At 46.1% G+C, this 12,543-nt stretch carries 11 protein-coding genes; all 11 read left to right on the top strand.

Annotated elements, in window-relative coordinates:
* The first annotated feature begins 18 nt into the window (after positions 1–18).
* On the top strand, positions 19–168 hold the full coding sequence (locus EA392_14030; GenBank protein ID TVR36929.1) for a DUF2256 domain-containing protein: 150 nt from the start codon (positions 19–21) through the stop codon (positions 166–168).
* Positions 132–1,676, top strand: coding sequence for a cryptochrome/photolyase family protein (locus EA392_14025; GenBank protein ID TVR36928.1), 1,545 nt, complete (start codon positions 132–134; stop codon positions 1,674–1,676). Before EA392_14030 ends, EA392_14025 begins: the two co-directional genes overlap by 37 nt.
* A gap of 66 nt (positions 1,677–1,742) precedes the next feature.
* Positions 1,743–3,575: a T9SS C-terminal target domain-containing protein gene (locus tag EA392_14020; protein ID TVR36927.1), complete on the top strand. Its 1,833-nt coding sequence runs from the start codon at positions 1,743–1,745 to the stop codon at positions 3,573–3,575.
* A gap of 482 nt (positions 3,576–4,057) precedes the next feature.
* Entirely contained in the window at positions 4,058–4,282 is a 225-nt protein-coding gene (locus EA392_14015; GenBank protein TVR36926.1) for a hypothetical protein, read from the top strand.
* Positions 4,283–4,540: 258 nt separating this feature from the next.
* Complete coding sequence (locus EA392_14010) at positions 4,541–4,963, top strand: hypothetical protein (protein TVR36925.1); 423 nt, start codon at positions 4,541–4,543, stop codon at positions 4,961–4,963.
* A gap of 595 nt (positions 4,964–5,558) precedes the next feature.
* Positions 5,559–5,744, top strand: a complete 186-nt coding sequence (locus EA392_14005; protein TVR36924.1) for a hypothetical protein — start codon at positions 5,559–5,561, stop codon at positions 5,742–5,744.
* A 38-nt stretch (positions 5,745–5,782) separates the two neighbouring features.
* Positions 5,783–8,200, top strand: coding sequence for a DEAD/DEAH box helicase (locus EA392_14000; protein ID TVR36923.1), 2,418 nt, complete (start codon positions 5,783–5,785; stop codon positions 8,198–8,200).
* Positions 8,200–9,189: a cell filamentation protein Fic gene (locus EA392_13995; GenBank protein TVR36922.1), complete on the top strand. Its 990-nt coding sequence runs from the start codon at positions 8,200–8,202 to the stop codon at positions 9,187–9,189. Before EA392_14000 ends, EA392_13995 begins: the two co-directional genes overlap by 1 nt.
* On the top strand, positions 9,190–10,626 hold the full coding sequence (locus EA392_13990) for an SAM-dependent DNA methyltransferase (protein TVR36921.1): 1,437 nt from the start codon (positions 9,190–9,192) through the stop codon (positions 10,624–10,626).
* Positions 10,623–11,732 (top strand): DUF1016 family protein, encoded by a 1,110-nt coding sequence (locus EA392_13985; protein ID TVR36920.1) that lies wholly within the window; start codon positions 10,623–10,625, stop codon positions 11,730–11,732. The genes EA392_13990 and EA392_13985 overlap by 4 nt, the downstream gene beginning before the upstream one ends.
* Positions 11,729–12,543: hypothetical protein (locus EA392_13980; GenBank protein TVR36919.1), on the top strand; the 815-nt coding region annotated here is incomplete at its 3' end. The genes EA392_13985 and EA392_13980, both read left to right, overlap by 4 nt.

Raw genomic sequence — 12,543 nt, 5'->3', positions numbered from 1 at the left:
TTGGTGGTTTTCATCGCTGTGCACAAGAAACTCAACCTTCCCGAAAAAACCTGCCCTGTTTGCCACCGACCCTTTGCGTGGCGTAAAAAGTGGCAGAAGAACTGGGAATCTGTGATATATTGCAGCAAAAGATGTCAGCGACAAAAAAACACCGTACCATCCGCCTGATTCTGGGCGACCAGCTCAACCCGCTTCACCCATGGTTTGACGAACAACGCGATGACGTGCTCTACACGCTCATGGAAATCAGGCCCGAAAGCGAGTATGTTACCCATCACATTCAGAAAATCACCGGAATCTTTGCGGCCATGCGTCGCTTCGCCGGGCATCTCGAATCCGAAGGTCACCGCGTTCACTACTTCAGCATTACAGACCCTCAAAACAGGCAGGAATTCGGAGCCAACCTGCAAATGCTCGCCAAAAAGCACCACGCAGAGCGCATTGAAATACAAGAACCTGACGAGTACCGACTGGACGAATTATTGAAACGCGCCCTCGAACAAACAGGGCTTACATGGTCCGTAACAAACTCCGCTCATTTCTATACCCACAGGAACGAGCTTGCCGACATGTTTCGCAACAAAAAGAGTTTCCTGATGGAGACTTTTTACCGAAACATGCGCAAAAAGCACCATGTGCTGATGGAGCCCGACGGCACCCCGGTAACCGGCCGTTGGAACTACGACGCAGAAAACCGCAACAAGCTCCCCAAGGGTCACACCCCTCCTCCACCGCTGGTTTTCAGTCACAATACCGAGGCAGAGTTCAAAGATATTTCCGAGGCCAAACTGCCGCATTTTGGCGAAATCAATCCCAAAGCCTTTCCCTGGCCGCTCAACCGCAACGAGGCAATGGATGTGTTGCGCCATTTTCTCGGGCATCTATTACCCCTTTTCGGAACTTTTCAGGATGCCCTGTCGGACGAGCACCCATTTGTGTATCACAGTCGCCTTTCCTTCGCCATGAATCTGAAAATGATCAGTCCGGCCGAAGTCGTGCAAGCCACCGAGGAGCATTGGAGGGCGCATCCCGATTCTATTTCACTCTCACAAGCCGAAGGTTTTATCCGTCAAATACTGGGCTGGCGCGAATACATGCGCGGTATTTACTGGGCGAAGATGCCCGAATTCTCGCAACTCAACTTTTTTGAGCACAAGCGCCCCCTACCCGATTTCTTTTGGACCGGAGAAACACCCATGCGCTGCGTGAGCAAGGCCATCAGGCAATCTTTGGATTACGGCTACGCCCACCACATTCAGCGTTTGATGGTTACGGGCAATTTCGCCCTGCTGGCCGGCATTCATCCCGACGAGGTGGACAAGTGGTACCTGGGGATTTACGTGGATGCCTTCGAATGGGTTGAGATCACCAACACGCGCGGCATGAGTCAATTTGCCGACGGCGGCATTGTAGGCACCAAACCCTATGTTTCCTCAGGCTCGTACATCCACAAAATGGGCGACCATTGCCGGAACTGCAAATTCAACCCGAAAGAATCGCGCGGCCCCTCAGCCTGTCCTTTCAACAGCTTATACTGGCACTTTCTGGATCGCCACCGCGAAAAACTGGAGAACAACCCGCGCATGGGCATGATGTACAGGGTGTGGGATAAAATGGATGGTGAAAAACAAAAAGCACTGGTTAAGCAAGCCTCTGATTTTCTTTCAACGCTTTGAGCGGCTTGGAAAAGCGTCGGATTTGAAGCCAAACCCTATCTTAGCCTCCACAAATCCGCCAAAACCATGCGCCCTTTTACCCTGCTTATTCTGTTTTCAGTCATGTTGATGCATCAAGCAGCCAATGCACAAACCCTTGAGCAGGAGCTACAAAACGTGTTCAACGACTTTCAACTGATGGGTATGTCTGTATGGACTGCCTGCGGGTCGAACGAGGAACAGTACCACTTTGGCCTTCGCGATTTTACGCGTACCCTCCCCATGGATGCCGACTCGCGTTACAGAATTGCGTCTGTTTCCAAAACATTTACCGCGCTGGGATTGATGAAGCTCTATGACGACGGACTCTTTGACCTCGACGACAATATTTCTGACTACATGGGCTACACCATTCAAAACCCGTCCTATCCCGGAACGCCCATCACCTTCAGGATGCTCTTGTCGCACACCAGCAGTTTACAGGACGGCAGCGGTTACAACTCGTTTCTCAGCGCTACACTCAACACCGTTCCTGTGCCGTCCATCGCCGAAGTACTCGTGCCCGGAGGTCAGTTTTTCACCAACAACATGTGGCGCACGGAGGCACCCGGAACCCATTTCGCGTACAGCAACATCAACTACGGTTTAATCGGCACGCTCATAGAGCAACTCAGCGGCGAGCGTTTTGACCTCTACATGAAGGAACACATTCTTGAGCCGCTCGGCATTGCGGGCAGCTACAACGTAACCTTACTGGACGACATTGACGATGTGGTGGTGCTCTACCGCAACATCAGTGGGGCATGGACGGCGCAGATAGACAATTACCAGGGGGAGATGCCCACAGCACCCAACCTGGATGGCAGCGCAGAAGGTCTTGTTTCAGACAGTAACTGCTTTATTGCAGGCAACAATCCTGGCTGTGAAGACCCCGATTGCCAGGCCGCGATTTGTGCCGAGGACGCGTGGTGCTGCACCAACGAGTGGGACAATATTTGCGTGAGCGCAGCCTTGGAAATCTGCGATGGTTCGCCCAGCAGTTGTTTGTCTCAACACGGCGGAGAGGGCTGCGACAACAACGACTGCCAGCAAGCCGTTTGCGCCATCAATGCCTCGTGCTGCGATGTGAGCTGGGATGCAGCATGTGCCGACCTTGCATGGGAAAACTGCGGACCCGAAGCCTATGTACCGGGTACCAACGGCGCGTTGTTCGCCCCACAGGGCGGTTTGCGTGCCTCAGCGCAGGAAGTCGGTAAAATGATTCAGTTGCTCCGCACGCTGGGCGAAAGCAATGCGGGTTTTATCTCAGCTTCTACCTTAGAGGAAATGACCGCTGTTGAATGGAATTTTACCGGCAACAATGGCGACAACTATTTTGGGCTGTTTAATCGCTGGGGATTGGGAGTACATCACGCCAACACGCAGGCCAACGACCAGATTTGCCTCAATCAAGGTTGGGGCAGTATGTTGGGCCACCCCGGTGAAGCCTACGGGCTGGTTAGCAGCGCTTATTACAGCGAAGTGGGTGATGTTTCATTTGTATTCATGCACAATGGCATCTGGCCCGGCTATGCATTTGGTGAAAATAGTATCTGGTATTTGTTGGAGGAAGCCGTGTTTGATGTTTTGTGCAACCATTTCAGCACCTGCACCACCACACATATAGCCGGGAACAAATCAATCTGGAGTCTTTTCCCCAATCCGTTTTCTGACAGAACCACGCTTATGGTGCCGGAATCTGTAGCAGGAAATGAGCTCTTTATCCGCGTGTTCAATGCCCAGGGCAAAGAAGTGGTGCACGAGCGCATTACGGGAGATATGCACTACCTGCACGCATCCTCCACCGGCCGCGGAATGCTGATTTACCAGATTGTAGAAAACGGAGAGGTGTTCCATACGGGAAAGCTTATTGCACATTAGGTTTGCGGCTAACAAACTGAGGTGATAAGTGATGTGAACGACGGACAGCGCTTGCCCTGGCAATAAGCCACATAGCAGAGCTTTGCGGGTACGTGCGGAGGGTGAGGGGGCACGATTCGAATTTAAACCCAAAATATGCAATAAGCATCGCTTATTTAGCACACCTGCAATGCCGCACAAACCAACACACAATCCATGCGTTGCAAAAGAGCCAATTTTTCTCGCGCGCAGGTTATTATGTTTAATATCACAATTGTCAGGTTTAAGCTGTCTTTTGAGCTATGAAACATAACTCCCTTGAATTATTATTCCCCCGTACCCGCGAAGCTCTGCTTCGTGGGTCCTTAATCCTGTAAGCTGTGCTAACCCCCGGCTCCCGGTACAGGTGATGGATGCATTTGCGGATGGTTTTCCACATATTTTGCGTAGCGCCCATTTTTTCTGCATCTTTGAGCAAACCAAAGCGTTGGGCCACATAAGCGATGAAAAGTTGGGGGTTGTGGGACGAGCATACGATCTTCGTCAATATCATCAGACTCTTCACTTCGTTCAGAGTGACATCATGGTTCAAAGAACGCGTATTACATACATTTCGGGCTGTTCGGATGTCCATGCCTGGTATGCATTGGATGCAGGTGAGTGTCACTCTGAGCGATAAGCGAAGAGTCTTTTTTTACATCTTTGAGGCGTACATTCTCAAATGCTGATGGCCCTTGTAAGTGTCTCCTGAAGAGCTTAAAGCCGCCATGGCTCCCGTTTTAGCCCTTTTTTGGGTCTTTTTAAGTCACCCGTAGCGCATTTACGGGTTTATACAACGATTTTTCAACACATTTTCCGCAACTCAACTTTTTTCTGCATCTTTGGGCAAACCAAAGCGTTGGGCCACATAAGCGATGAAAAGTTGGGGGTTGTGGGACAAGCTGAGATTTGCGGCATTTTAAGGAAACCACAGAAAGACTGTTACATTGGAAATAAAAGTGAAAATACCAATTAAAGCGGATATTGTTTTTCATGGCTTTCCTGTTACAATCTCACCTGCCGGCACAACTTGGAAAAAGAACCAACTTGGTGACTATGGCGGGAGATCAGGAGTTTACATTCACCATTGTGATGGTAAAATATTATATATTGGTAAGACAACTTCTGGACAATGGGGAACTTTTGCAGAAAGACTAAGAAGAGAATTCCAAGAAAAGGCTTCAAGCAATAGTTCACTCTATCAGTTGTTACTTGAACAAAAAAAAACTATTAAAACCTTTATGTTAGACTTAGATGACATTGATATGATGGTCGATAGTGGTTCAGTTCAATTAACAAAGTTGAGAAAAGCACTCATAATGGAACAAATATTAATCGGAGTATTTTCACCTGAAGGCAACAAAATATGATGCACGGCAGGTCTAGTTACCTCTTTCTTTAAATTACGGTCAAACAATTAAAAAAATAACAACCATGAAATTGATTCTCACAAAACTCGTGTTAGCATCTAAGGCTCAAACGCAGTTGCAGAACTGCGATTTGAGCCCCTGTTGAACCAACCGTGTTGGCTTTCAGCGGTAAAGTCTATGGTTTTTCAATGTTTATGTGGGAGGTTTGGTCGTGCTGTTTTGGGGAGGTGAAGTACGTATGAACGGGGGCATTGGCTGGCCGTTTTTGAAAAAGTTGTTGGTGCGGAGCATCAGCAACTGACAAGGGCTGTTTGTCACGTCTGCAACCACGGTATATGGCCCATTTTCTTACGTTTGGGCAATACGCTTCCACCTCTGGTATGTGGAGTTTTTCAAAATTCACGGGCATAAGGTTTTAGTGATTCAAAGTGATTGACGGCCGGAGTCCCCCCCATCTCGCGCAAGTCTAAGCGCAGCGGTGCTTGTGTGGCGGTCCGTACCCACGAAGCTCCTGGACCCTTAATCCTGTAAGCTGCGTAACCTCAGCCTCACGGCACAGATGATGGTTGCCTTTGCGGGTATTTTTCCACATATTTTGCGTAGCCCCCATTTTTTCTGCATCTTTGAGCAAACCAAAGCTTTGGGCCAATTAGCCGATGAAATAATGGGGGTTGTGGGACAAGCTGACGTTATCGGTCAGTGTAAAAAGACAACCAACCGCACATTCAAGCACGTTTTTTTACAAACGCACAAAGCCAACACAAAAACCAAAATATCCTGACTTTTTGCCAACGCTCAGGAAAATAAAGAATAAGAAGAATGAATAAAAAGGACCTCTCTGAGAGGGACATATGTACCAAGTTTATCACTCCTGCGATTGAAAAAGCGGGTTGGGATAAATTAACCCAACTACTGGAAGAAGTTTCATTCACAGATGGTAAAATCTATGTGAGAGGAAAAATGACTGCCAGAGGCGCAAGAAAGCGCGCTGACTACATTCTCTACTATAAACCAAACATTCCAATTGCTATTGTTGAAGCGAAAGATAACAAGCACTCGGTTCGGGCAGGAATTCAGCAAGCGTTAGACTATGCCAAAATTCTAGACATCCCTTGTGTATTCAGCAGCAACGGAGATGGATTTGTATTCCATGACAGAACGGCAACAGATGCCCGCCTGCCGGACGGGCAGGGAAATATTGAAACGGAATTAGACATTGACTCCTTCCCTACTCCTGAAGAACTGTGGCAGAAGTACAAAAAGTACAAGGGTATTGAAACGTCCGAAGCTGAAAAGGTAGTTGCACAGGATTACTACTTCGACGGAAGCGGAAGAAGCCCAAGATACTACCAACAAATTGCCGTAAACAGAACCGTTGAAGCGATTGTAAAAGGACAAGACCGGATTCTGTTGGTCATGGCAACCGGAACGGGAAAAACATACACCGCTTTTCAAATCATCCACAGACTTTGGAAAAGTGGCAAGAAAAAGAGAATACTCTTTTTGGCGGACAGAAACGCATTGATTGACCAAACCCGAAGAGGTGACTTTAAACACTTCAAAGATAAAATGACGGTGGTAAAACACCGCATGATCGATAAAAGCTACGAAGTGTATTTGGCATTATATCAGGGGTTGGCAGGTGCAGACGAACAAGCAAACGCCTACAAACAATTTTCACCGGAATTCTTTGACCTGATTGTCATTGACGAGTGCCACAGAGGAAGTGCAAAAGACGACAGTGCCTGGCGAGAAATCCTCACCTATTTCAAAAAGGCAACACATATAGGTTTGACGGCCACACCAAAGGAAACCAAAGAAGTTTCAAACAGCGACTATTTTGGTGAACCGCTTTACACCTATTCGCTCAAGCAAGGGATTGATGATGGCTTCCTGGCACCTTATCGCGTAGTTCGTGTGAATCTGAATGTAGACACCGAAGGTTGGCGGCCCGAGCAGGGAAAGAAAGATAAAGAAGGTATTGAAGTCGAAGACCGCATTTACAACCGAAAAGACTTTGACAGAAATCTGGTCATTGAGGAACGCACCCAAGCCGTTGCAAGAAAGCTTACTGAATTCTTGAAAGGTTATGACCGTTTTGCGAAAACCATTGTGTTCTGCACCGACATTGACCACGCTGAGCGCATGCGTTCTGCTTTATCAAATTTGAATGCTGACTTGGTGGCTCAGAACCACAAATACATCATGCAGATTACCGGCGACAACGATGAAGGAAAACGAGAATTAGACAACTTTATCAATCCAGAAGAAACCTACCCGGTAATTGCCACTACTTCCGAACTGATGACCACTGGCGTAGATGCCCAAACGTGTAAGGTCATTGTGCTGGATGCAGAAATCAAATCCATGACCAAGTTCAAACAGATTGTAGGTAGAGGTACCCGCATCAACGAAGAGTTTGGGAAAATGTATTTCACCATTCTTGATTTCAGAAATGTAACAGACCTTTTTGCTGATAAAGAATTTGACGGAGACCCAATTCGAGTAAAACCAGTGTCGGAAGAAACCGACTTAGGAGGTATCGTGGATGAAGAAGAAAATATTGACACGCCCATCATTGATGAAGAAACAGGTGAAGAAATCAAAATAGCCCCTGAAATCCGCTATCCTGAACCGCAAACACCCACGGATAAAGTCAATGATCCGCGACAAAAGATATACGTGAATGGGGTGGATGTCTCCGTTTTAATAAGTCGTGAAATGTATTTCGACAACAACGGCAAACCAATCACTACAAGTTTAAAGGACCACACTAAGGAGTTAATCAAGGGGCAATATGCTTCACTCGATGATTTTCTGAATCGATGGAATAGCACAGACAAAAAAGAAGTCATCATCAAGGAACTGGAAGATCAAGGGGTACTGGTAGAAGCATTAAGAGATGCCGTAAACAGAGAAGTTGACCTGTTTGACCTCATTTGCCATGTAGCATATGAACAACCACCGCTTACCCGAAAGGAGCGAGCCAATAATGTGAAGAAACGCGACTACTTCACCAAGTATGGCGAACAAGCCCGAAAGGTACTGGAAACGCTGTTAGACAAATATGCAGATGAAGGCGTGACCAATATTGAAAGCATGGACATCCTGAAAGTGCAGCCGCTCACAGAATACGGCTCTGCCATTGAAATTGTGAACGGTATTTTCGGCGGTAAGAAAAAATACATGGAAGCTGTAAAAGAATTAGAACAAGAACTTTATAAAACAGGAGCTTGATGAGTTCAGAAATCATCATTTACCAAACCGAAGATGGCCAAACCAAGATCCAAACCAGATTAGAGGAAGAAACCGTTTGGTTGACCATCGAGCAAATGGCAGAACTCTTTCAAAAAGGAAAGTCAACCATTAATGAGCATATTCTGAATATTTTTAAGGAAGGAGAACTCGAGCAAGAGACTTCGTTGAGAAAAATCGGAAATTCCGATTTTTCTACCAAGCCCACCAATTTCTACAACCTTGATGTGATTATCTCGGTGGGTTACCGCGTAAAATCTCACAGAGGCGTGCAGTTTCGGAAATGGGCAACCACGCGCATAAAGGAATACATCGTTAAAGGCTTCACCATGAATGATGAGTTGCTCAAAGAGGCCGGTGGAGGAAACTACTTTGATGAATTACTCGCCCGAATCCGGGACATTCGCTCTTCTGAAAAAGTGTTTTGGAGAAAAGTACTTGATATTTACGCCACCAGTATTGATTACGATCCCAATACCGATTTGTCGCAGACCTTTTTCAAAACAATACAAAACAAGATGCATTGGGCAGCGCATGGGCAAACAGCTGCTGAGGTGATTTACCAACGCATTGATGCGGCAAAGCCAAATCTTGGACTTACCAGTTTTAAAGGCGAAAAGCCCACGAAAAAGGAGACCGAAGTAGCCAAAAACTACTTGAACGAAAAAGAATTGGATGTACTCAACAGAATGGTAACGGCATATCTGGAAATAGCAGAGTTGCAAGCCCTCAACCGCAAACCCATGTACATGAACGATTGGGTAGCTCGCTTGGATGATTTCCTGACTATGACAGGTAATGACATACTTACCCATTCTGGAAAAGTGAGCCATCAAATGGCATTGAATAAGGCGCATGCCGAGTACGATAAATTCAAGGAGCAGCAAAAAAACGAGCTTTCTCAGGTAGAAAAAGACTTTATCAGGAAAATTGAAAATACAGCGAAACAGCTAAAAAATAAGAAGAAATAAATGGCCAACCTCAAAGGAATTATAGACTCCATCCGCAAAATCATGTGGCAAGACACCGGACTCAACGGTGATGCACAACGCATAGAACAACTGGGATGGATGCTCTTCCTCAAAATATTCAGCGACAAAGACAAGGAACTGGAAGTACTCAAAGACGATTACGAAAGCCCTATCCCTGCCGAATTTCATTGGGATGCCTGGGCGGGTGATGATGAAGGCATAACGGGTGACGAGCTGCAACAGTTCGTTGACCAAAAACTCTTCCCTACCTTGAAAAACCTGAAAGTGGGTATGAGTGACGACCTGGCTAACAAGCGTGCCTTACTGGTGCGTGAAGTGTTTGACGGCAACAACAACTACATGAAAAGCGGTATCAATATCCGCAAGGTCTTGAACAAGCTCAATGAGATTGACTTTAACATTGCCAAAGACCGCCATGCCTTTGGTGAACTTTACGAAACCATCCTTAAGGAACTGCAAAGTGCGGGTAAAAGTGGCGAGTTCTACACGCCCAGAGCCATTACCGAGTTTATCTGCGAAATGATGAACCCCCAATTGGGCGAAAAGATTCTCGACCCCAGTTGCGGAACAGGCGGTTACCTTACGGCTGCCATCGAACATTTGAAGAAGCAAGCCAACAGCGTAGAAGAACGCGACAGCATTGCCCGAAACATCATTGGTTGGGAATACAAGCCGCTTCCGTATTTGCTGGCAACCACCAACCTGATTTTGCACGACATGGAAGTGCCGAATATTTCTTTCCGCGATAGTTTGGATCAACCGTTGAGCAATTACACCGAAAAGAACCGGGTGAATGTGATTTTGGCGAACCCGCCATTTGGTGGCATAGTAGCCAACAACAACGAAAACAATTTTCCGCAGAACTTCCGCACCAAGGAAAGTGCCGACCTCTTTTTGGTCTTGATGATTCATTTGCTGAAAAAGGACGGACGAGCGGGGATTGTATTGCCCGATGGCTCCCTTACCGGAGATGGCGTAAAGCAACGGGTACGCCAACGCTTGTTGGAAGAGTGCAACCTGCACACGATTATTCGCTTGCCCAACTCGGTTTTTCAACCTTACGCCACGGTAGCCACCAATTTGCTGTTCTTTACCAAAGGCACGCCCACCAAAGAAGTGTGGTATTATGAACACCGCCTACCCGAAGGACAAAAAGCCTACAATAAAACCCGACCGTTGCAACTCCGAGAGTTTGACCCGATAAAAAAATGGTGGAACGACCGAAAGGAAAGTGAACTTAGTTGGAAAGTGGACATCCAAACCATCATAGACCGCAACTATGATTTGGACATTAAAAATCCCACTAAGCAGGAAGAAGAAATCATCCACAGCAGTGCGGACCTGATGGAAATGTTGGAGAAAAGTTTTTCGAAAAGCCATGATTTGTTGAACCAATTAAAGAGAGCAGTAGGATGAATTTCGAGGAATTGGTTTATCAAATTGAACTTGCGCATAACGAGCTCCAGTCGCACGCAATTCGTCAAGTAAATAATGCCTTAACCATGCGAAACATCCTGATTGGCTTTTACATAGTTGAGTACGAGCAGAATGGTTCTGACAGAGCCACCTATGGTAAAGAGACCATCAAGTCACTGACAAAAAGCTTGAAGCACATTCGGGGCATATCAAAAACGCAATTGTATCGCTTTCGTGATTTTTATCTGACCTACCCCGGGATTTTCTCGACGGTGTTGGGAAAATTGGAAATCACTCACAGGGAGCTCTTTAGAATATTCCCAACAGTGTCGGGAATATTGCCTGAACCCAACAATGAGGTTTTATCCGTAGAGCCTGAGCTGCTTTTAAACAGACTAAGTTTTTCTCATTTCATTGAATTACTGAATATCAATGACCCCTTAAAACGTGCTTTTTATGAAATTCAGGCAGTAAAAAACAATTGGGGAGTACGCGAGATGGGGAGAGCCATTAATACCATGCTCTATGAGCGAACAGGCCTCTCAAAAAACAAACAACAAATGGTTGAAAACCTAAAGGCCGATCAACCGCTTGAAGTTGACGATGTAGTAAAAAACCCCTATTTCCTGGAATTTATAGGACTGGAAGAGAGAACAGCTTATAGCGAAACTGATTTAGAAACTGCTATCATCAATCATCTGCAGGATTTTTTGACCGAGATGGGTAGGGGCTTTTGTTTTGAAGCACGCCAAAAACGCATCACTTTCGACAACAAACATTACCGCATCGACCTGGTATTCTATCACCGCATTTTGAAGTGTCATGTGCTTATTGATTTAAAAATCGGAGGTTTCGACCATGCCGATGCAGGTCAGATGAATATGTACCTGAACTATTACACAAAAAACGAATGGACAGGAGGCGATAACCCACCCGTGGGTATCATTCTTTGTGCCGACAAAAACGATGCATTGGTAGAGTACACCACCACCGGATTGTCACACGAGGTTTTTGTTTCAAAATACATGGTCCAACTCCCAAGCAAAAAGGAACTGGAAGCTTTTATCAATATGGAATTGAACGAATTAAAAGGAGGTGGGATATGAGTTGGAAGTCCTATAAATTGGGAGAGTTACTCGAAAGAAAAAGGGTAAAGGTTGAAATCAAACCCAGCCAAGATTATAAGCTTGTTACAATAAGACTTTGGCATCAAGGAGTTATTCTTCGTGAACAGAAAAAGGGCGAAGAGATCAAATCCAACATGTATCAAGTGAATACAGGTGACTTTATTTTATCCGGAATTGACGCTAGGAATGGAGCTTTTGGAATTGTCCCAAAAGAATTGGACGAAGCAGTTGTAACAAATGACTTTTGGTGTTTGGAACCAAAAAAACATCTTTTAAGAAAGGACTTCTTCCTTTTTCTCACTTCCACTAAGTTCTTTGATTATATATGCAATCAGTGCAGTGACGGAACAACACAAAGAATTAGGCTTCAAAAAGACAAGTTTTATGATTTTGAAATTGCCTTACCCCCGATAGAGGAACAAGGTGATGTAGTTGAATCACTAGCTAAAAGCAAGAAATCAAATGAGATTCTCTCCACCGAACTCACCCACCAACTCGATCTAGTCAAGCAACTCCGCCAGGCCTTTTTGCGGGAAGCCATGCAGGGTAAGTTGACGAGCGAGTGGCGAGCGAGTCATCCCGAACTTGTTTCGGGATCTCATTCTGCCGCAAACCTTCTTGCTCAAATCAAAGCCGAAAAAGAACGCTTGATTAAGGAGAAAAAGATCAAAAAGCACCCGCCTGCCGGACGGGCAGGAAAACCACTACCACCCATCACTGAAGAAGACCTGCCTGCCGGCAAGGCAGGAATTCCTTTTGAAATACCGGAGAATTGGGTGTGGTGTAGGTT

The organism is Cryomorphaceae bacterium (genome assembly GCA_007695365.1).
Taxonomy (GTDB): domain Bacteria; phylum Bacteroidota; class Bacteroidia; order Flavobacteriales_D; family SKUL01; genus SKUL01.
Note: the sequence above shows the minus strand (reverse complement) of the source record. Positions and strands in the feature narration are given on the sequence as shown.

What these genes read in the sequence shown, in the direction of transcription:
- EA392_14020 (TVR36927.1), top strand. Translation starts at nt 1,743, where the DNA reads ATGCGCCCTTTTACCCTGCTTATTCTGTTTTCAGTCATGTTGATGCAT.
- EA392_14015 (TVR36926.1), top strand. Translation starts at nt 4,058, where the DNA reads ATGAAAAGTTGGGGGTTGTGGGACGAGCATACGATCTTCGTCAATATC.
- EA392_13990 (TVR36921.1), top strand. Translation starts at nt 9,190, where the DNA reads ATGGCCAACCTCAAAGGAATTATAGACTCCATCCGCAAAATCATGTGG.
- EA392_13985 (TVR36920.1), top strand. Translation starts at nt 10,623, where the DNA reads ATGAATTTCGAGGAATTGGTTTATCAAATTGAACTTGCGCATAACGAG.
- EA392_14000 (TVR36923.1), top strand. Translation starts at nt 5,783, where the DNA reads ATGAATAAAAAGGACCTCTCTGAGAGGGACATATGTACCAAGTTTATC.
- EA392_14025 (TVR36928.1), top strand. Translation starts at nt 132, where the DNA reads ATGTCAGCGACAAAAAAACACCGTACCATCCGCCTGATTCTGGGCGAC.
- EA392_13995 (TVR36922.1), top strand. Translation starts at nt 8,200, where the DNA reads ATGAGTTCAGAAATCATCATTTACCAAACCGAAGATGGCCAAACCAAG.